19 protein-coding genes are annotated in these 19,992 nt (G+C 65.9%); 13 read left to right on the top strand and 6 right to left on the bottom strand.

The window, feature by feature from the left end:
- Nucleotides 1-229 precede the first annotated feature (229 nt).
- From B7E02_RS00540 to alc, 11 genes are all read left to right on the top strand, one after another.
- Nucleotides 230-532 (top strand): urease subunit gamma, encoded by a 303-nt coding sequence (locus B7E02_RS00540; protein ID WP_080791740.1) that lies wholly within the window; start codon nt 230-232, stop codon nt 530-532.
- Nucleotides 533-569: 37 nt separating this feature from the next.
- Entirely contained in the window at nt 570-911 is a 342-nt protein-coding gene (locus tag B7E02_RS00535; RefSeq protein WP_080791736.1) for an urease subunit beta, read from the top strand.
- Complete coding sequence (ureC, locus tag B7E02_RS00530; protein ID WP_080791733.1) at nt 908-2,623, top strand: urease subunit alpha; 1,716 nt, start codon at nt 908-910, stop codon at nt 2,621-2,623. The genes B7E02_RS00535 and ureC overlap by 4 nt, the downstream gene beginning before the upstream one ends.
- Before the next feature lie 20 nt (nt 2,624-2,643).
- Complete coding sequence (ureE, locus tag B7E02_RS00525; protein WP_080791732.1) at nt 2,644-3,123, top strand: urease accessory protein UreE; 480 nt, start codon at nt 2,644-2,646, stop codon at nt 3,121-3,123.
- A complete protein-coding gene (locus B7E02_RS00520; RefSeq protein ID WP_080791730.1) occupies nt 3,104-3,799 on the top strand; it encodes an urease accessory protein UreF in 696 nt (231 codons plus the stop codon). Before ureE ends, B7E02_RS00520 begins: the two co-directional genes overlap by 20 nt.
- Nucleotides 3,800-3,827: 28 nt before the next feature.
- Nucleotides 3,828-4,439 carry an urease accessory protein UreG gene (gene ureG, locus B7E02_RS00515; protein ID WP_080791728.1) on the top strand — a complete coding sequence of 204 codons (612 nt, stop codon included), beginning with the start codon at nt 3,828-3,830 and terminating at the stop codon, nt 4,437-4,439.
- Entirely contained in the window at nt 4,436-5,296 is an 861-nt protein-coding gene (locus B7E02_RS00510) for an urease accessory protein UreD (protein WP_080791726.1), read from the top strand. Before ureG ends, B7E02_RS00510 begins: the two co-directional genes overlap by 4 nt.
- On the top strand, nt 5,297-5,824 hold the full coding sequence (locus B7E02_RS00505; RefSeq protein ID WP_080791724.1) for a class I SAM-dependent methyltransferase: 528 nt from the start codon (nt 5,297-5,299) through the stop codon (nt 5,822-5,824). It begins immediately after the preceding gene.
- Nucleotides 5,817-6,005, top strand: coding sequence for a hypothetical protein (locus tag B7E02_RS00500; RefSeq protein ID WP_080791721.1), 189 nt, complete (start codon nt 5,817-5,819; stop codon nt 6,003-6,005). The genes B7E02_RS00505 and B7E02_RS00500 overlap by 8 nt, the downstream gene beginning before the upstream one ends.
- A gap of 78 nt (nt 6,006-6,083) precedes the next feature.
- Nucleotides 6,084-7,370 carry a DUF6986 family protein gene (locus tag B7E02_RS00495; RefSeq protein ID WP_143336579.1) on the top strand — a complete coding sequence of 429 codons (1,287 nt, stop codon included), beginning with the start codon at nt 6,084-6,086 and terminating at the stop codon, nt 7,368-7,370.
- A 40-nt stretch (nt 7,371-7,410) separates the two neighbouring features.
- Nucleotides 7,411-8,418, top strand: a complete 1,008-nt coding sequence (gene alc, locus B7E02_RS00490; protein ID WP_080791719.1) for an allantoicase — start codon at nt 7,411-7,413, stop codon at nt 8,416-8,418.
- A gap of 151 nt (nt 8,419-8,569) precedes the next feature.
- Here the strand turns inward: alc and B7E02_RS00485 are convergent, their stop codons facing one another.
- From B7E02_RS00485 to B7E02_RS00465, 5 genes are all read right to left on the bottom strand, one after another.
- Entirely contained in the window at nt 8,570-10,255 is a 1,686-nt protein-coding gene (locus tag B7E02_RS00485) for a hypothetical protein (protein WP_080791715.1), read from the bottom strand.
- Nucleotides 10,255-13,281 carry an alpha-(1->3)-arabinofuranosyltransferase domain-containing protein gene (locus B7E02_RS00480; RefSeq protein WP_080791712.1) on the bottom strand — a complete coding sequence of 1,009 codons (3,027 nt, stop codon included), beginning with the start codon at nt 13,279-13,281 and terminating at the stop codon, nt 10,255-10,257. The genes B7E02_RS00485 and B7E02_RS00480 overlap by 1 nt, the downstream gene beginning before the upstream one ends.
- Entirely contained in the window at nt 13,256-13,462 is a 207-nt protein-coding gene (locus B7E02_RS00475; protein WP_080791710.1) for a DUF2613 domain-containing protein, read from the bottom strand. The genes B7E02_RS00480 and B7E02_RS00475 overlap by 26 nt, the downstream gene beginning before the upstream one ends.
- 62 nt (nt 13,463-13,524) lie before the next feature.
- Entirely contained in the window at nt 13,525-14,685 is a 1,161-nt protein-coding gene (locus B7E02_RS00470; protein ID WP_080791709.1) for an AI-2E family transporter, read from the bottom strand.
- A 117-nt stretch (nt 14,686-14,802) separates the two neighbouring features.
- Nucleotides 14,803-15,279: a universal stress protein gene (locus tag B7E02_RS00465; RefSeq protein WP_080791706.1), complete on the bottom strand. Its 477-nt coding sequence runs from the start codon at nt 15,277-15,279 to the stop codon at nt 14,803-14,805.
- Nucleotides 15,280-15,380: 101 nt separating this feature from the next.
- Between B7E02_RS00465 and B7E02_RS00460 the strand changes: the two genes are divergently transcribed.
- Complete coding sequence (locus B7E02_RS00460; RefSeq protein ID WP_080794315.1) at nt 15,381-16,520, top strand: glycoside hydrolase family 3 N-terminal domain-containing protein; 1,140 nt, start codon at nt 15,381-15,383, stop codon at nt 16,518-16,520.
- Nucleotides 16,521-16,584: 64 nt separating this feature from the next.
- Nucleotides 16,585-18,273, top strand: a complete 1,689-nt coding sequence (locus B7E02_RS00455; protein WP_425429769.1) for a VanW family protein — start codon at nt 16,585-16,587, stop codon at nt 18,271-18,273.
- Nucleotides 18,274-18,359: 86 nt separating this feature from the next.
- On the opposite strand, the gene B7E02_RS00450 is transcribed toward B7E02_RS00455, so the two are convergent.
- Nucleotides 18,360-19,826 (bottom strand): amino acid permease, encoded by a 1,467-nt coding sequence (locus B7E02_RS00450; RefSeq protein ID WP_143336578.1) that lies wholly within the window; start codon nt 19,824-19,826, stop codon nt 18,360-18,362.
- Nucleotides 19,827-19,992 lie beyond the last annotated feature (166 nt).

Here is a 19,992-nt window from a genome sequence, read left to right as displayed (position 1 = left end):
TTGTGCTCTGACGGGATTTTCTTAGTCTATTTAATACCTGTCGGTTAATCAAAAGGTTTCTGAAAACAGGCCCTGGGCTGCAACGATCGTGGACTTCCGGTCGCCTTCTCGCGTCGGCCGGCGGCGCATGCCCGTGCCAACCTTAAGGCGTGATGCATTGAAAGACGGGGTACGCTAAGGTTTCTATTGGTCTATTGTTTCAATTCTGGATGCGTTTAAGGAGCCGGACATGTACCTGCAGCCACGGGAGAAGGAAAAGCTGCTCGTCGTCGTGGCCGCGGACCTGGCCAGGCGCCGTCAGGCGCGCGGACTGAAGCTGAACTACCCCGAGGCCGTGGCCATCATCACCTATGAACTGCTCGAGGGTGCCCGCGACGGACGCACCGTCTCCGATCTCATGAGCTGGGGTTCCACGATCCTCGCCGTCGACGATGTCCAGGAGGGCGTATCGGAAATGATCCCCGATGTCCAGGTCGAGGCGACCTTTCCCGACGGCACCAAGCTGGTCACAGTGCACAATCCGATTCGTTGATCAGGTCCGACCAACACCGATGAGAGGGTAAAAGACCATGAATCCAGGCTCAATACCGGGCGAACTGGTCCCTGGGACGGGTGCGATAGTCTGCAATGCCGGACGTGAGGCCATCGAGATCGATGTGGTCAACCGCGGTGACCGCCCGGTCCAGGTGGGTTCGCACTACCACTTCGCCGAGGCCAACCCGGCACTGGACTTCGACCGTGCCGCGGCCCGTGGCCGCCGGCTGGACATTCCCGCCGGCACCGCCGTCCGACTCGAGCCGGGGGACGCCACAACCGTACGGCTCGTGCCCTACGCCGGCCGCCGCGAGGTCCACGGCTTCCGGAACCTTGTCAATGGCCCCCTCGACGATGCGCAGGAGAATCGGGCATGAGTTTTGAAATGAGTCGTGAGAAGTACGCCAGCCTCTACGGCCCGACCACGGGTGACTCCGTCCGGCTGGCGGACACCGAGCTCTTCGCCACCGTGGAGCGGGACCTCACCGTCCCCGGGGAGGAGGCGGTGTTCGGAGGCGGAAAGGTACTGCGTGCGGGCATGGGGCAGGATGGCAGGGCCACCCGCGGGGAGGGGATCGCCGACCTGGTGATCACCAACGTGCTCATCATCGACTGGACCGGCATCTACAAGGCCGATGTGGCGGTGCGCGACGGCCACATCTTCGCCATCGGCAAGGCCGGAAACCCTGACACCATGGACGGGGTGACCATCACCATCGGCGTGGCCACCGATATCATCGCGGGTGAGGGCAGGATCCTCACCGCGGGTGGCATTGACACCCACATCCACTTCATCGGTTCGGACCAGATCGAGACGGCACTGGTCTCCGGGATCACCACCATGATCGGCGGGGGTACCGGCCCTTCGGAATCCACGAAGGCGACCACCATCACCCCGGGCGCCTGGCACATTCACAACATGTTGCGCTCCTTCGAGCACTGGCCCATGAACTTCGGACTGCTCGGCAAGGGACACGGGACCTCCGTGAAGGCGCTGGGCGAGCAGATCACCGCCGGCGCGATCGGGCTGAAGGTGCACGAGGACTGGGGTTCCACGCCCGCTTCCATAGACACGGCGCTGCGGGTGGCCGATGAATACGATGTCCAGGTGGCCATCCACACCGACACCCTCAACGAGGCCGGTTTCGTCGACAGCACCCGCGAGGCCATCGGCGGGCGCGTCATTCACACCTTCCACACCGAGGGTGCCGGCGGCGGGCACGCGCCCGACATCATCGAGCTGGCGGGGGATCCGAACGTTCTCCCCGCGTCGACGAATCCGACCCTTCCATATACGCGCAACACCATCGAGGAGCATCTGGACATGCTCATGGTGTGCCACCATCTCAACGCCGACATTCCGGAGGATGTCGCCTTCGCCGATTCCCGGATCCGCGCCGAGACGATCGCCGCCGAGGATGTGCTGCACGACCTCGGGGTTTTTTCCATCACCTCCTCGGATTCCCAGGCGATGGGCCGCGTCGGCGAGGTGATCATCCGGACGTGGCAGGTCGCCGACGCGATGAAACGCCAGCGTGGAACCCTTCCGGAGGATTCCGCCATCGTCGGGGACAACACCCGCATCCGCCGCTACATCTCCAAGTACACGATCAACCCGGCCATTGCCCAGGGGATCTCAGACTCGGTCGGGTCAGTAGAGATCGGCAAGTTCGCGGATCTGGTGCTGTGGCAGCCGAGGTTCTTCGGGGTCAAACCGGAACTGATCATCAAGGGTGGTCAGGTGGTCAGCGTCGCCCAGGGTGATCCCGGCGCCTCCATCCCCACCCCGCAGCCGAACATGTACCGCCCCTCCTTCGGCGCCTATGGAACGGCGGTGTCCACCTCCTCGATAACCTTTCTGTCCCAGGCGGCGATCGATGCCGGCGTGCCCGGTGAACTGGCACTGCACAAGGTCATCCGCGGCTGCCACGGAATCCGGAACCTGAGGAAGTCCGATCTCAAGTTCAACGGTGAGACACCGGAGATCGATGTGGACCCCCAGACCTACGAGGTCCGCGTCGACGGTGCCCTGATCACCGCCGAACCGAGTGAAACGCTCCCCCTGACCCAGCGCTACTTCCTGTTCTGACCATCGCGACAAGGAGCACCATGATCATCACCGAAATTCTGGGCAACACCCACGACGAGGCAGGCGCCGCCCTGATCGGCGGTCGGCATGTGGAAGAGGTCGCGCTCCCCGGTGACCTCCTGCTCAAACGCCGGCAGCGGGTCACCACCGACCACGGCACCGAGATCGGCCTGCAGCTGCCGCAGCACGCACCCGAGCTTCACGACGGCGACATCCTCCACATCGACGCCGGTGGTGCGGTGGTGGTGTCGGTGCTGCCCACCGATGTGCTGGTCATCGCCCCGCGATCCATCACCGAGATGGGTTTTCTCGCCCACAGTCTGGGCAACCGGCATCTGCAGGCGCAGTTCTTCGATGCCGGCAGCGACTACGCCGCCGAGGTGATGGTGGTGCGCTTCGATCACACCGTCGAGAGTTTCCTCAGCGATCACGGGATCCCCTTCAGCAGACAGGACCGTGTCATGCCCACCCCATTCCGCCATGCCGAGCATTCCCACTGACCTGGAGACGTCGCTCGCGGCGATGCAGCTGCTGGACTCGGCGCTGCCGACGGGGGCCTTCAGCCACTCCTTCGGATTCGAGAGCTACCTCGCGTCCGGTGATTTCGACGATGCGGACGGATTCTCAGCCTGGCTCGCGGCGTTCATCTCCAGCCAGCTCACCTTCACCGATGCGCTGGCGATCCGCATGATCCATGCTGCGGGCACCTACGCTGAGGTCCTTGACCTGGATCACCGAATCATGGCGCTGACGTCGCCCCGGCAGATCCGTCAGGCGTCGATGACCATCGGACGCAGACTCCTGACCATCGGGGTCCGGGTACGGCCCGGGCCCTGGGCGATCCGGTTGCACGGCGACGCCGAGGCGGGCACGGCCTTCGGGCACCAGGCCGTGGCCTGGGGCGTGCTTTCGAGGGAGCTGGGGCTGGGCGAGGAGCAGGCGGTTGCGCAGCACCTCTACGCCACGGTGATCTCGCTGACCCAGAATGCGGTCCGTGCCGTTCCCCTCGGGCAGAATGCCGGGCAGCGCGCCATCGCGGGGGCGCGGGGGGCCGTCCTCGCCGCCGTCGAACGCTCGCGGGACCTCGATCCGGACGACCTCGGGGCGACGGTACCCGGGCTCGAGATTGCGCAGATGCGCCATGAAAGACAACACGCCCGGCTGTTCATGAGCTAGATCAGCCGCCTATGGAAGGAAGAGCAGAATGCAACCAGTGATAATCGGTGTCGGCGGTCCCGTCGGATCCGGAAAGACCCAGCTGATCGAGCGGATCACCCGCGCGATGGATGGTGAGATCTCGATGGCGGCGATCACCAATGACATCTACACCATCGAGGATGCGAAGATACTCGCCCGCAATTCGGTGCTGCCGGAGGAGCGGATCATCGGTATCGAGACCGGGGGCTGCCCGCACACCGCGATCAGGGAGGACACCTCCATGAACGAGGCTGCGGTGGCGCAGCTGCGCGGGCGGATCCCGGATGTGCAGGTGATCTTCATCGAGTCAGGCGGCGACAACCTCTCGGCCACCTTCAGCCCCGAGCTGGTGGACTTCTCCATCTACATCATCGACGTCGCCCAGGGCGAGAAGATCCCGCGCAAGGCGGGGCAGGGAATGATCAGGTCGGATCTGTTCATCATCAACAAGACCGATCTCGCGCCGTACGTAGGCGCGGATCTGTCGGTGATGGAGAGCGATTCGCGGGTGTTCCGTGGTGACAAGCCCTTCGTGTTCACCAACCTCATGACCGATGACGGGCTGGACCAGGTCCTTGATTGGATCCGGCACGAGGCCCTCATGCTGGATCTGCGGTGACGCCTGCGCGGGAGCCCTCGGGTCTGCTGGAGCTGGGTATCGCGGTGAAAAATGGTCGTTCCTACGCACGCCACCAGCGGCACAGCGGCACCCTCCGGGTGCTGCGCCCCCACTATCTGGAAACCTCCGGCCGGCTCACCTACACGGTGCTCAACCCGGGCGGGGCGTATTTCGGCGGCGACAGTTACCTGCTCGATGTCCGGGTGGACCCCGGTGCGTCGTTGAGCCTGTACACGCAGTCGGCGACGAAGGTGTACCGGACACCGCAGGGGCGGGCCGAGCAGACCATGGATGTGCACCTCGCCGAGGGGGCGAGCATGGAGTACCTTCCCGATCAGCTGATCATGTACCGTGGCGCGTCCTTCCGGCAGCACACGGTGGTGCACATGCACCCCCGCGCCCGTGTGGTGATGGCGGAGATCATCACCCCGGGATGGTCGCCGGACGGGTCCGACTTCGCCTTCGATGAGTTGCGCATGTCCACCGACATCATGGTCCACTGTGACAAGGACTGTGACAAGGACTGTGACAAGGGCGAGTTCCTGCTCGCGGCGGACCGGCTGCGGCTGGTTCCCGAGGAGGGCGTCCGCGGGGTCGGGGTGATGGAGGGTCGTTCCCACAGCGGGCAGCTGGTGTGCGCCGCCCCGGACATCGATGAGGCACTGTTCGACAGGCTGGCCACGATCGTCTCGTCGATGGACGCAGAGATCTCCGGCCGGTCCGGGATCACCAGGGCGGGGGTTACGGTTCGGGGTGGGGCGCCGGATGTGGTGCTCATCCGCACGCTCGCCCACCGCACCGGCGACATCGCCGCCCTCCACGCGGCCGTGGTCGGGGAGCTGCGGAGGTCGGTGTAGATGACAACGTCACTGACCGTGCAGGGCTATATCACCGGATACTGGGACCTGCGGGCACAGTCCTATCACCTGGCCCAGCAGGATCCGCGCAGGGCCGCTCCGGAGACCGCGATCTGGCGCGGGATGCTCCGTCGGCTGCTGCCCGCGCCGCCGGTGGATGTTGTTGACGTGGGGACGGGAAGTGGCTTTCTCGCCCACCACCTGGCGGGGCTCGGACACCGCGTGACGGGGCTGGACCTGTCGGAGCAGATGCTGCTGCATGCACGCGGGCGCGGGTACCCCACCGCTCCGTCCTGGATGCTCGGTGATGCGGTGGCCCCGGATCTGCCCTCCGCCAGCGTGGACGCGGTGACGGGGCGCTATATGCTGTGGACGCTGCGTGATCCCCTGGCCGCGGCGTTGAGCTGGCACCGGCTGCTGCGAAAGGGGGGACGGGTGATCATGTTCGACGCACCATGGTTTCCCGGGGGGGCTGGAGGCGAATCTGACCCCGGGTTTCGCCGGGCTCTACTCGCCGCGGGTGCGTGATCATCTCCCCCTGGTTGAATCGGGCGCCATCGGCGACAGCGCAGGAGTGCTCCGATCGGCGGGGTTCGGAAACGTCCGGGTCATCCCCCTTCGTCGGCTCCACAGCCTGGATTCCGCGCTCGGGGCGCTGCCGGGTCACGAGGTCACCCTGCAGTATGCGCTGACCGGAATCAGACGGTGACCTTGAGTGTGGGGCCTCACACCGCTATTCTATAGATCAATAGATTTCCTTGTCCGGAAGTTTAAAGGAGGCCCTCAAGTGACAATCGCCCAGATATCCCCCGACGTCCGAGCGCTTATGGAAGAAAGTGATTCACTGCTGGAGGGCGTTGACCGCAGCATCGCCACCCGGTGGTCCACGCCGGTGACCTGGCGGCAGCCGGTACACACCGTGTACGTGCCCGTCGACAAGCTGTCCGGCCCGGGCACCGTGTCCGCATGGGCGGACACGGCACTGACCACGCTTGTCGACGCCTACGGCGGCGACCCTGTCACCGCCGCCACCGAGTTGGCCGTGCAGCTCGGGGAACCTGAGGAGGTGGGTGGCCTGGTCGTCGACAAGCTGCGCAAACAGGCGATCGAGGATCTCCGGATCGACTTCGAGGATGGATTCACCCAGAACGGTCTGCCACCGCGGTGCCGCGACGCGGATGAGGATGACCATGCGCACCAGGCCGTCGATATTCTGGCGAAGTGGCTGTCCGAGGAGGGCGCACCGGCGTTCGCGGGGGTGCGCATCAAGTCGTTCTCCCCCGAGACCCGTGCGCGGGGACTGCGCACCCTGGCGATCATCGTCCGGGGCCTGGCCGAGGCCGGTACCCTCCGTGAACTCGCCGATTCCCGGGCCCTGCGGATCACCCTGCCCAAGGTGCAGCACCATCTGCAGGTCACCGCGATGGTGGCCGTGCTCGAGCGGCTCGAGGATGAACTCGGCCTGGAGTATCCCCTGAAATTCGAGGTGCAGATTGAGACACCGCAGGCGATCCTCGGGGCGGACGGCTCGGCCGAGCCCGCGCACATCATCACCGCGGCGCAGGGGCGCCTGCTGGCGCTGCACTACGGCACCTACGACTATTCTGCGGCGCTCGGCATCGATCCGGCCCAGCAGTCGCTCGAGCACCCCGTCGCCCACCACGCCAAGGACGTCCTCCAGGTCGCCTGCTCCTGCGCCGGGGTGGAACTGTCCGACGGTTCGCTCAACCGGATCCCCTTCGGGAATTCCGCGGAGCTGCTCTCCGCCTGGAGGCTCCACCACCGTTACGTCCACGAGCAGCTGGCCAGGGGTATCAGGCAGGGCTGGGATCTGCACCCCAACCAGCTGATCACCCGCCATCTGGCAACGATCGGCTATTACGTCCGTGGCTCCGACATGGCTCTGCAGCGGCTTCATGATTACACCGTCGGTGTCAGCACCCGGTGGATGGACGAGCCCGCCACCGCCCGACCTCTCGCCCGCTTCCTCCTCCGTGGACTGGACTGCGGAGCCGTGAGCAGCACCGATCTGCGGGACGCTGGGTTGAACGAGGATATTCTCCGCAGGATTTAAGCTGGAGGGGACCTATCCTCGACACTGATCAAAGGACACCATGACTTTCCAGACCTTCCATGACTACCCCGACCTGGCGAGCCGAGCGCTCGCCGGTTCCGTGATCTGGGCCAGCGATGAGGCCTTCGCCGAGAAGGAGAACCTGATCACCCCGGGGGATGCGGAATTCGATCCGGGTGCCTTCGGCCACAAGGGCAAGGTCTACGACGGCTGGGAGACACGGCGCCGCAGGGGCGCGGAAATCGGCGGATTCGATTCCGCGATCATCCGCCTGGGGATTCCCGGCGAGATCCACGGGATCACGGTGGACACGTCGTGGTTCACCGGCAACTTCCCGCCACAGATCGCCGTGTGGGGAATCTGCGTGCACGAACTGCACACCGGTGAGGAGATGGCGCAGATCCCCGATGCGGAATGGTTCCCGCTGGTCCCGCTTTTCGACGCCCGGGGCGACCACAAGCACGACTTCGACGTGAGCGAACGGCGCAGGGTCTCCCACGTGCGCCTGGACATGATCCCTGACGGCGGCATCACCCGGCTGCGCGTCCACGGGATCCCGCGGCCCAAACTCGCCTTCCTCACCGGCACCATCGACCTCGCCGCCGCCGAATACGGCGGGCGCGTGATCGACTGCTCCAACAGGTTCTACTCCTCACCCGACAACATCCTCGGCCTCGGTCGATCACGGAACATGGGCGAGGGCTGGGAAAATGCCCGCCGACGCTCCGGGGACAACGACTATGTCACCGTGCAGCTGGCCGGCGAGGGTGTGATACGCCGCGTGGAGATGGACACCTCCTACTTCCTCCATAACGCACCCGACGAAGCGGAACTCATCGGAATCGCCGCCGATGGCACCGAAACCACCGTGATCCCCCGCGCCCGGGTGCTGCCCGACACCAGGCACTACTACGCCGTGGAGGGCGCCGCCTCCGGCCCGTTCACCTCGGTGCGTCTTAACGTCTTCCCTGATGGCGGGCTCTCCCGCCTGCGGATCTTCGGGGAGCTCACCGAAAATGGCTTTGAGACGCTGCGTTCGGTGTACTAGGTCGCGTTCTTCCCCTTTTGACCACTGTTGAACCGGTCCGGTACCGAACCTCTCATGGAAGTGGTCCGCGGGGTCGTGGGGTCTTTGGATCCCGATCAGGCATTCAACGAGCGAACGCCGAAGGGGAGGTGCGTGTGTAACGGATGCCCGCCTACTTCACCCCCGGTACCCCGACCTCGCCCCGCCCGAGACAGAGCCCGTCGCCGGTAATGGTGATTGCTTCCCCTCCGCCGGACACCTGAACATAGACCTGGTGTAGTCCCTCATCAACGGGGACGGTCACGGCCCCGGCGTCGAGGGCGAGCTCAAACTCGCCGGAGTGCTCCGCCAGGTAGTTGACATGAACCACCCATTCACGATCAAGGAGCGGACCGTCGAGTTCGATCGTGGTCCGACCTTCGATGCAGGTCCCGGCGTAGCCGCGCAGGATCATCAGGGTGGCCGGGCGCAGTGTGCCGGTGGCGTCGACAATCACGGGTTCACCGGTCCAGGATTCCACCTGTGGTGCACCGATGAGGTGATCGAGCTGATTGTAGGGGTGGGTCACGGGAGTGAGCACCTCCAGCGGTACCGCCTGGTTGAGGATGGGCTGGTCCCGGGTGGCGAGTTCCGAACTCAGGTGGGTGAAGTATCCGCGAGCGGGCTGCGGGTGCCAGACTTGCAGGTAGGTGACATTTCCGGCCACGGCGATCGCGCACCAGATCCCCAGCGCGGCGATGCCGGCATGGCGCAGCCTTCCGGGTTCGCGTGGGGAATTCGGCGAGATGGGCACACCGATGGTGAGTGCGAGGAGCACCGCGACCTCGCCGAAGTGCCTCAGTGTCTGGACGATCTCCACGGAGGTGTCCGCCGAGGTGCGTGCCAACGCGATCGCGAGGAAGGGGAGCACGGGATAGGCGAGGCACAGCAGCAGGGCGCCCACTGCCCAACCACGGCCGGAGGTGCAGCGGGCGGCCCGGACAAGGAGAGCCACCGCCACGATTGCGCCGAGAACCGTGAGTATCGGGGTCGGGCCGGCGAAAGGCGGACCGGGATCCCACCGCTCCCAGAGCACGGGACCGCCGGCGAGCACCGGCAGCACGCCGTGCGTGTAGCCCCGGATGAGGATCTCCGCCACGCCGGGGGCGGTGATTTCAGCGGTGTGACGGGGATCCCCGACGATCAGCGCATACGCCGCCCCCACGGACACCACCGGTATCCACGTTGCCGCAGCCAGCGCCCGCAGGCGCCGGACCGGCAGGCCGCGCGCCCGTACCCAGGCGATGACCAGGAGGAAAGCGACTGGTGCGGCGAAAAGGATCCTTTCGCTGAACAGCGCGGCCACCAGCACCGTGGACGCGACGATGATCGGATCCCGGCGGCGGGTGGTGGTAAGCGTCAGCCATCCGTGCCGGAGCATGAGGGCGATACCTGCGTGCAGCGGCAGGGAATTGATGGCCGCGGCTGTCCACGTGGCCGTGGGGAGTACGAGAGGGGAGAGCACGTAGATCAGGGTGATCCACCATGCGTGTCTGCGTGCGATGGTCACCGCGGCGGTGGCAACCGCTGAGACCGCCGCCGCGTTGAGCAGCGTATTCAGGAAGGCCGCGGCGGGCCAGGAGAAACCTGTGGTGGTGGCTGCGAGGATCCAGATGAGCAGCCATGAGCCGGGCATGAGATGGCCGTCGTGGGGTGTGAGCAGAAACTCGGGGGAGGGGTGGCTGTACTCCCGGCTCCGGGCGATGAGCAGCAGGTCGTCCCAGTAGAACCACCCGGACGCGGAAATGGCGGAACGCAGAGTGATCCCGATGATCGCCACGAGGATCAGGGGAATGAGGGGTCGGACGGTGAACCGCATCAGTGTTTGCGCTCCCTCGCGAACCCCATGGGTACCGCCAGCACCGACACCGCCGCCAACAACGCGAGCGCAGCGGAATCCCCGGGGTAGGCGGGATTCGGCCACGGGGCCTGGGCCAGCCACAGCCCCGCGACAGCCAGGAGTACGAAGGACACCATCCACCGCGGAATGAGCGTGAACCGCGGAACCGCCCAGGCCACCGCCGCCGCGGGGAGAAACAGCCAGCCGAAGACGGGGATGAGCAGGACAGCGGCCCACGGCGCATTCCCCGGATCGGACCATGCCCCGGGGTTTTTCTCCCGGCACCGCACCGCCATGATCATACAACCGAGCACCACCATCGCGGCCAATCCCGCCCCGGTGAACAGACCCATCCGGTAGGGTCGCTCCCCGGCGAAGCTGAACTCCACCTCCCCGCCCACACCTGCCGGAATCATGAAGCCTTGGGCCGCCGCGTCGACCTCGACCGGGGTGAGGTCGTGGCCGTCGATAAGCGCGACGGTGCCAGGGTTGAAGGCGCGGGTGGTCAGCAGCAAACGATCCTCATCTGTGGCGTCGATGGTGGTCCCGGCGGGCAGCGCCGCGGTGGAGGGCGTGCCGGCGTCAAGGCTCACCCACTCGGCGTCGCTACGCAGCATGTGGCGTCCGGATTCCAGATCGAGCGGCCCGCAGTCGATTTTCCGTCCGTCCAGTTCCAGATCGGCGCAGGAGGAGGCGGTGACATCGACGGTCATGGGACGGGGTGCGGTGAACGCACGGTCGAGATAGCCGGTGGGCACCGTCAGGCGCTGGAAGAGGAATCGGGAGACATCCGGCGAGGTGTCGGGCACGGTGATGGTGCGCGAGAGACCTTCCATGGACACCTCGGTGATCCCGGCGTAGCGGTCCAGTTCGATCCGTGCGGAGCCGCCCGGGACGGGGAACGCGGTCGGTTTCCCCGCGGTGAGGTCGCGCACGGACACCGAATCCCCGGAACGTACGGTGACCCGTACGTCCTCGGTGGGCGTGAGCTGCATCGAACCTCCGGATCCGGACACCTCCAACCAGGGCGTGAGATCACCAGGGGTGGGGTACCAGGCGGTGTCCCCGCGGCCGTCGACGACCTCGTTGAGTGAGCGGGAGGGATCGGATCCGCCGAAGCTGGTGGCGTCGGAGGCCGAGGATGACGCGCTAATGGAACCTTCGGTGACAACCGAGGTCAGCGGCCCCGCAGAGGGATAGTCGATGATCCGGTTGCGCACCTCCGTCTCCTCCGCGGAGGCCAGTGCGGCGGAACTGCGCCCGTCGCCGTAGTTCGTGCCCACCAGCTGCGGGGTGTCGGTGACGATGTCCGCACCACGGTCCACGAGGGTGCGCGGGGAGTAGCCGTCGAGGGTATCGAGCAGGCTGAGGATCTCCCCGCCCCCGGCCACGGTGGGCAGGTCCGTCCCGCTCAGCCACATGTTGCGTCCGGTGTCGAGGAGGTACACATCCACCTCGCCGAAGGTGTGCCTCTCCGCCCCGCCCAATCCGCTTATGGAAGGAAGCTCCGGCTGCACCTCCAGATCATGCCGCACGATCACCGCACCCACCCCGATGCGCCGCAGCGCCTCATTCGACAGGGAGGCGTCCAGGCCGTCGAGGCCTCGGATCGCCTCGGGTGGCACGAGCGGGATGGCGTCGCGGACGGCCCAGGGGACGTCGAGAAGCGGCTGGGCCGGTTCATCGCGCGTCCAGCCCCAGGTCTGCCTGGCGGACGGGGCGCCGGGGAGGATCAGTGTGCGGGTGCCGGATGCGTGTTCGTTGAGGAACGCGGTGGCCTGGTACCAGTAGTCCGGCACGGCAGTCCAGGTGCCGCGCGGCAGGAGCCGTGCCGACCAGGCGGGGGCGGTGGCACCCACCGCCACCAGCGCCACCAGGACGAAGCCCGCCTGTCGACGCGTGAGAAGGGACGATCGTGGCGGTTCGAGCACGCCCCCCAGCGCCGCGACGCCGACCATCAGCGGCATGCGCACGAGAACATCGAACTTGTGGAGATTGCGCAGCGGCGCGCCGGGGCCGTCGAGGAATGACCGCACCACCTCCAGATGGGCTGCACCGAGGATGAGCAGGCCGATGCTGAGCATGAGCACCCACAGACCACGCCTGCGCATCAGAGCGAGGCCGGTGAGTCCGCCTGCGGCGACAAGCACCGTGAGCATGACGAAGAGTGGTTCATTGACCAGCAGATAGCCGGCCCGTCGCTCGGTATCCACAAAGGGCGTCCAGCTGGTGGCACCACGCAGGATCTCCACCGGGGTGAGCCAGTGCGTGGTCACCGCCGCGCTTTCGATGAATTCGGTGAAGGGCGGGGCGTAGCGGCCGAGGATGATCAGCGGTCCGATCCACCAGGCGTTGACGGCGAGGATTCCCGCCCCCCACGCGAGGCCGTGGATCAGGGCGCGCCGATAGGCGAGGATGATCGCGGCGGGCAGCAGCGCGGCAAGCGTCGCTGTGGCGTTGACAGCGCCCATGGCCGCGGCCGGCAGGAGGGAGAGGGAGAGGGCACGGGCGTCGATACGCGTGCTCAGCAGCGGCAGGCACACCCAGGGGGCGAGCATGATCGGCCAGGCCTCCGAGGAAATCGCGGTGAGCGTGGTCAGTGTCCGCGGCGAGAGGGTGAACAGGGCCGCGGCGATGACGCGTGTTGCGGCATTGCCGATACCCAGTCGCGAGACCAGGAGATGGAATCCGGAGAATCCTGTCCCGAGCACCAGCCACCACCACAGGCGCTGAGCGATCCAGTCGGGCAGGGGCTCGGCGAGAAGGAAGAACAGGCCTTGCGGGAAAAGGTATCCGTACGCCTGGTTCTGCAGCTGCCCGAGGGTGAAGGTGTCGGTCCAGGCATGCAGTCCACCGGAGAGGAACCCCGCGGGGTTGAGCACGAGATCGAGCTTGGTGTCGGCCGCGACCTGTCCGGGTGGCTGGAGAAAGCTCAGCACCGCCAGCAGCAACCATGCGCCCAGGTGGGTGCAGGCGGTGCTACTGCGCAGTCTGGCGGGAACCATACTCCGGGCCACCGAGGAGGGCGTCGTCTGCGGGGACGGTGGCGCCCGCGGGGACCGTGTCCTGACCCGAGATCAGGGCCACCCCCGCCACAGCGACCACACCCAGGGCGACACCGACCGCCGCACTGGCGATCGCGGGGCCCAGGGTGCGGCGGTTGAGTGAATCGGATTCATAAGCCATAACAGGTCACGAGGATACCAGCAATCGGGGAGAAAACAGTGGACATGGTGCTCACGCCGAGGTCAAGTGGTGGTCGGGCCGGTGGTTCCGCTCCCGGGCGCGGTGCCTTCGGCGGTATCCGGTGCCGCGGTATCCGGTGCCGCCGCGACCCCGGCCACGGTTTCGGCATCGGTCCCCTCCGTGGCGCGCAGACCCGCGATGGAATTCTGCACCGCGGCGAGCAGCGGGGCGCCGAGCACCATTCCGAGCATTCCGGCGATCACACCGCCGATCAGTGTTGAGAGCATGACCAGGACCGGGTGCATCTTCAGCGAGGAGCCCAGGGCCCAGGAGCTGACCGCGCTCTGGATGGTGCCGTTGGAGATCAGCAGACTCAGCGAGACGATGAGTGCGGCGGTCGCACCACCTGAACCGAATGCGATGAGCACCGCGAAGGCTCCGGTGATCCAGGCACCGATAAAGGGCAGGAAGGAGAGGAAGAAGTACAGGATCAGGATCGGGATCACCAGCGGAACCCGCAGGATCAGCAGAGGAATGATGAAGATGGGGGCGGTGACCACCGCGGTGACCGCGACGCCCTTGAAGTAGCCGCGCAGGGAGTGCCTGACATTGCTGTCCACCTGGGAGACCGCTGCGGGATCCTGTGCACTCACCCGCGCGAGCCAGACCGGGAACAGCCGACCGTCCCGGAGAATGAAGAAAAGAAAGAACAGCGCGAAGAAGGATCCGATGCCGAAGGAGATCGCCCCGTAGACGGTGCTGCTGAGAAATCCGAGGAGGCCCAGACCGGCCTGCGGGGCGAAGTCGTTGAAGGTGCTCCGTGCCCTTTGGAGGGAGGACGCCTCCAGTTCCAGGGACCTGGCCCATTCCACCGCGTAGTTCCAGCCCTGCATCAGTTGCCTGGAGATTTCAGGCAGCTGGTCCACAAAGCCCCAGATGACCACGGCGATGATGCCGATGAGGGCGAGGATGGACACCAGGAGGCCGATGACGGCGGCAAGGGTGCGTGGGACGCGGACCCGCACCAGATACTCCGTCAACGGTTCGAGCACCGTCCCGATGATCACTGCGACAACCAGCGGGATCAAAATGCCACTCAGGGCGGCGAGCCCACCCGCGAGCACCACAATCACACCGATGACTCCCAGCAGGGACCAGCTCGCGATCCCGAGTCGGCGGAGGCGTTCAAGAGTCAGCGGACCGCCGTTTTCAGCCTGTTTCATGTTTGGACCCTGCCCCTGCCTTGTTGGTGAATGTGGGCGATCGCGCTCAACCGCGGAGGAGCGGGCCGATGCTCCGGTGCCCGATCGCGTGGTCCCTTCCCGTTGTGGTGGGCACGGCTACGTTGCCTGGGGTTCATCCGCCATCGGAGGGACGACGAATACCGGGACACCGGCGTGGTGGAGCACGTTGTCCGCGGTGGAGGACTGCCACAGCGACTTCAGACCGGTGATGGATCTGGTTCCGGTGACGATGACATCCGGGCGCAGCAGGCCGACGGCGTCGACGATGGCACTCCAGATGGCGGTCGCGGATTCCACCATGTGCGCGCGGGCGACGAGCCCGAGCGATTCGGCGAGCTCCACGCCCTCCCTACAGGTTTCACGCCCGGCGATGAATGCGGGATCCTCGCCCTCGACCCCGAGTGAACTAAGAGTCATGGCCCGGGAGGTCTGTCTGTGCAGCGGCTCCCAGGCGGTGAGGATCTCCACTTTCCGCGGGCGGAGCAGCCTGGCTGCGTACTCCATGGCGCGCCGCGCCTCCGGCGATCCGTCATAGGCGATGAGCATTGTCAGCTCCCGTGAAGCATCGGTCATGGCTCGGACTCCTTTGTGCTTTTTCACAAGCTTAACCCCTATAGTAAATACCCGTGTTCAAACATTGGGGCGGGATTCTCGCGGCGGCAGTCTTCCTGTCGATGCTGACCTCCTGCTCCCAGGGTGCGCCCGCACCGGAGCAGGGGTCCACGGCGCGGGAGGCGCCGGAATCCGCTGCCTCGTCCTCGACCGCCCCGACACCGGGTCCCGCCCCCTCGAGCGCGGATGACCAGGCCCGGGCACAGCTTCCCGCGACCCAGCGCGAACAGGTCGCCTCCCTTATGGTGGTGGGAGTGGCCGACTTTGATCAGGCACTGGATGCACTGAAACAGGGGGTCGGTGGCATCTTCATCGGTTCCTGGACCGATGAGTCCCTGCTGTCGGATCAGGGTCGGAACATCGCCGCGCTGCGTGAGATCGTCGGCAGGGATTTCTCGGTGAGCATTGATTTTGAGGGTGGCCGTGTGCAGCGGGCCACCGACCTCTTCGGGGATTTTCCCGCCCCGCGGGTGATGGCGCAGACGATGACCCCGGAGCAGGTGGAGGAGCTCGCTGAGACTCTCGGCACGGCATTGGCGGCCCGCGGGGTCACGGTGGATTTCGCGCCGGTGCTCGATGTTGATGCCTGGGGGCTTCCCGTGGTCGGTGACCGATCCTTCTCCGATGATCCCGGGGTCGTCGCCACCTACGCCACGGCCTTCGCAAGAGGGTTGGAGGCGGCCGGGGTCCACGCGGTGTTCAAGCATTTTCCCGGTCACGGAAGGGCAAGCGGTGACAGTCACACCCAGGGTGTGGTCACGCCACCGCTGGGGGAGCTCAGGGAGTATGACCTGATTCCCTATGGGCCGGCGCTGTCGGGGACCCGCGGCGCGGTGATGATGGGCCACATGATCGTTCCGGGCCTCGGCGATCCCGATCTGCCGGCCAGCATCAATCCCGCGGCCTATGAGCTGCTGCGCAGCGGGGACTATCCCGGCGGCGCCGCCTATGAGGGAATCATCTACACCGACGATCTCTCCGGGATGAGTGCCATCTCCTCGACAATGGGCGCACCGGATGCGGTGCTCGGAGCCCTGAGGGCTGGCGCGGACCAGGCACTGTGGATCGATCACACCGCCCTGACCTCCACCATTGACCGCGTTGATTCCGCTGTCAGCAGCGGGGATTATCCCCGTCAGCAGATGCTGGATTCGGCGCTGCGGGTCCAAAGGCAGCACGTCACAGGACCCGCGGCACAGTGATGTTGCCTGCCCGTGGTATCGGTTAAGTGGGAAAAATGCCGGGTGAGCACTAGCCTTGATGGCTGTGAGTCAAGCGGGAAGCAAAAAGCGCAATCGGACGGCGGGCGTGGTCATCGGCGTCATTGTCGGTCTGGTGGCCATCGCAGTGCTGGTGTATCTGGCCGATATCATGCTGTCCAAGGACCGGATCCCGCGCGGGACCGCGGTCGGCGGCGTGAGCATATCCTCTATGAGCAGGCAGGAGGCGCTGAGCACCCTGGAGACGAACCTCGGTGGCGATCTTTCCCGCCCGGTCACGGTCACCGCGGGGGAGGCGCACACACAGATCGATCCGGCCACCTCCGGTCTGGGGATCGACTGGGACGCCACCGTCGCCGCGGTGCCCGGCCAGTCCTACAACCCCGTCACCCGGCTGATGTCACTGTTCCGTGAGACCGAGGTGCCGATCGTGAGCACCGTCGATGTGGCCGCCTTCGGCCCGCGTCTGGACGCCGCCGTGACGGAGCTGCACCGTGACCCGGTCAACGGCACCGTGCGTATCGACGCAGGCACCGTGGCAACCCAGGACTCCGTCAACGGCCAGTCCGTGGACCGTGCGGAACTCGAGTCCGATATCACCGACAACTGGCTCAACCCGGAGGGCATCGAGGTGGAACCGACGGTCATCCCCGCCGCGATCAGCCAGGACCGCGTCGATGAGGTGGCTGCGGGCCCGGCCGCAAAAGCCGTTTCCGCGCCTTTCGTCATACGCGGTCGCGATAACGTCGAGGGCACCATCCCCGTTGAGCGCATGGGCGAGGTTGTCACCTTCCCCGAACAAGACGGTGACATCCGGGTGGACATCAACCGCGGGGCCGCAGTGGGTATCCTCTCCGAGGCGCTCGCCGGCACGGAGCAGAAGCCGCGGAACGCTCAGATCAGCTTCGCCTCGGGATCCCGCGTGGTCACCCCCGAGGTTAACGGCTCCGAAATTGACTGGGATGCCACGCTTGCCGACGCCGAGGCCGGCATCACCGGCAACGGGCCGCGGGAGGTCGACGCCGCCTACGTGGACACTCCGGCCACCTTCACCACCGCGGACGCGGAGGCCGCCACCTTCGATCAGGTGATGGGTGAGTTCACCACCGGTGGCTTTTCGGCGGCGTCGGGAACCAACATCGGCCTGACGGCCCGGATGGTCGACGGGGCCGTGGTCGCACCCGGGGATACCTTCTCCCTCAACGGCTACACCGGTCCGCGTGGCAGTGCACAGGGCTTCGTCGACTCCGGCATCATCCTCAACGGCCATGCCGACACCGCTGTCGGCGGCGGTATCAGCCAGTTCGCCACCACCCTCTACAACGCCTACTACTTCGCCGGCCTGGAGGACATCGCCCATACCCCGCACAGCTACTACATCTCCCGCTACCCCGCGGGACGTGAGGCCACCGTCTATGAGGGCGCCATCGATCTGAAGTTCCGCAATGACACCCCGTATCCGGTGATGATCAGGGCCAACGCCGACTCCTCCAACGTGACCGTGCAGATCATGGGTGTGAAAACAAGGTCGGTGCAGTCCATCAACAACGGCCGCTGGGCACAGACGGATCCGAAGCCCATGACCGTCTCCGGCGACAGCTGCAGCCCGTCCGGCGGCGCGCCGGGGTTCACCACCTCCGATACGCGGGTGATCAGTGATGCCTCCGGCGGCGAGATCCGTCGCGAGACCACCACCACGGTCTACGATCCTTCACCGATCGTGCGGTGCAGCTGAGCCTGCCGGCACCCCTTCCGCGGCCGGTTGTGGGGTGGTGGGCCGTCGATCACGCTTAGCGTGGGCGACCGGCGCCACCGGAAGGATTAGCGGTCCCACTTCTCCGCCGCCGCGTCCTCGGCGTTGATGAGCTCCTCCTCACCGGAGAGGAAGGCGTCGTCGAGGAGGGTGGCGTCGATACGCTTGCGCACCAGGAACCAACCGGCCACCATGATGATTCCGATCCCCGTGCCCAGCAGAATGGTCGGGCGTCCGATCTCGTCGGCGAACCACATGAACACGATGATGGCGGTGAGGAAGACGATGGTGGCCAGATTGGTCCACGGGGCGAAGGGGAGGCGGTAGGCGGGTCTTTCGACCTCGCCGCGAGCGGCCTTGCGCACGAACAGCCAGTGGCTGATCATGATGGACATCCAGGTGCCCGCGATGCCGATGCCGGCGAGGTTCATCACGATGTCGAAGGCCTGTGTGGGGTAAACGTAGTTGATGAGCACTCCGATCAGCCCCAGCGATGCGGTGATGATGATGCCGCCGGAGGGAACCTGATGGCGGTTGAGCCGCTTGGCGAACCGCGGTCCCGAACCCGCGACCGCCATGGAACGAAGGGTCCGGCCGGTGGCGTAGAGACCCGCGTTCAGCGATGACAGAGCCGCCGTGAGCACGACTACCTGCATGATGTCCCCGGCATGGGGGACGCCGATGGCGGAGAAGAAGGTGACAAAGGGTGATTCCTGGGCCGAGTACGCGGTCCAGGGCATGACCAGGGTGAACAGGATGACGGAGCCGACGTAGAAGAGGGCGATGCGCCAGATCATGGAGTTGATGGCCTTCGGCATGATTCGCGCCGCGTCCCTGGTCTCCCCGGCCGCGACCCCGACCATCTCGGTGCCGCCGAAGGCGAAGACGACGCCCAGCGCCAGAGTGATCATGGGGGCGAGGCCGTGGGGAAATATGCCGTCATACACTGAGCCGTCCTGGACGAGGTTTCCGAATCCCGCCGGATGACCGTCGATCGCGTGACCGGTGACGATGAACCCGATGGCCACCACCATGAAGATCAGAATTGCCGCGACCTTGATCATGGCGAACCAGAACTCGAACTCCCCGAAGGCCTTCACGCTGAGCATGTTGAGGGTGAACACCAGGACGAGGGCTACCAGGGCCAGCAGCCACTGCGGTACCGGAACGAACACGGACCAGAAGTGCAGGTAGAGCGCCACGGCGGTGATATCTGCCATGACGGTGGTGGCCCAGTCGAGGAAGAACAGCCAGCCCGTGGCATAGGCGCCCTTCTCACCCATGAACTCCCTGGCGTAGGAGACGAACGCGCCTGACGACGGCCGGTAGATGCTCAGCTCACCGAGTGCGCGGACCATCATGAATGCGAAGAAGCCGCACACCGCGTACACGATGGCCAGTGCCGGCCCACCCGCGGCGAGACGGCCGCCGGCGCCGAGGAACAGGCCGGTGCCGATGGAGCCGCCGATGGCGATCATCTGCAGGTGGCGGGGTTGCATCGCCTTCGCATACCCGGCGTCGGATTTATCGATCATTGCTCCCCCGCTCACTTCTGGGGTGCCGCTACGGCTGGTATCTGGTTTCGGGGACATCGGTTTCTCCTCACATACGGGGGTCAGGGAGATCACATGCAAATACCTGTTGAATTGCAGAAACTATATTACTGTTGATTTCCCCGGCTGAACAGACCGAATGCCCCGG

The organism is Corynebacterium pacaense (assembly GCF_900169525.1).
In the GTDB taxonomy this organism is placed as follows: Bacteria; Actinomycetota; Actinomycetes; order Mycobacteriales; family Mycobacteriaceae; genus Corynebacterium; species Corynebacterium pacaense.
Note: the sequence above shows the minus strand (reverse complement) of the source record. Positions and strands in the feature narration are given on the sequence as shown.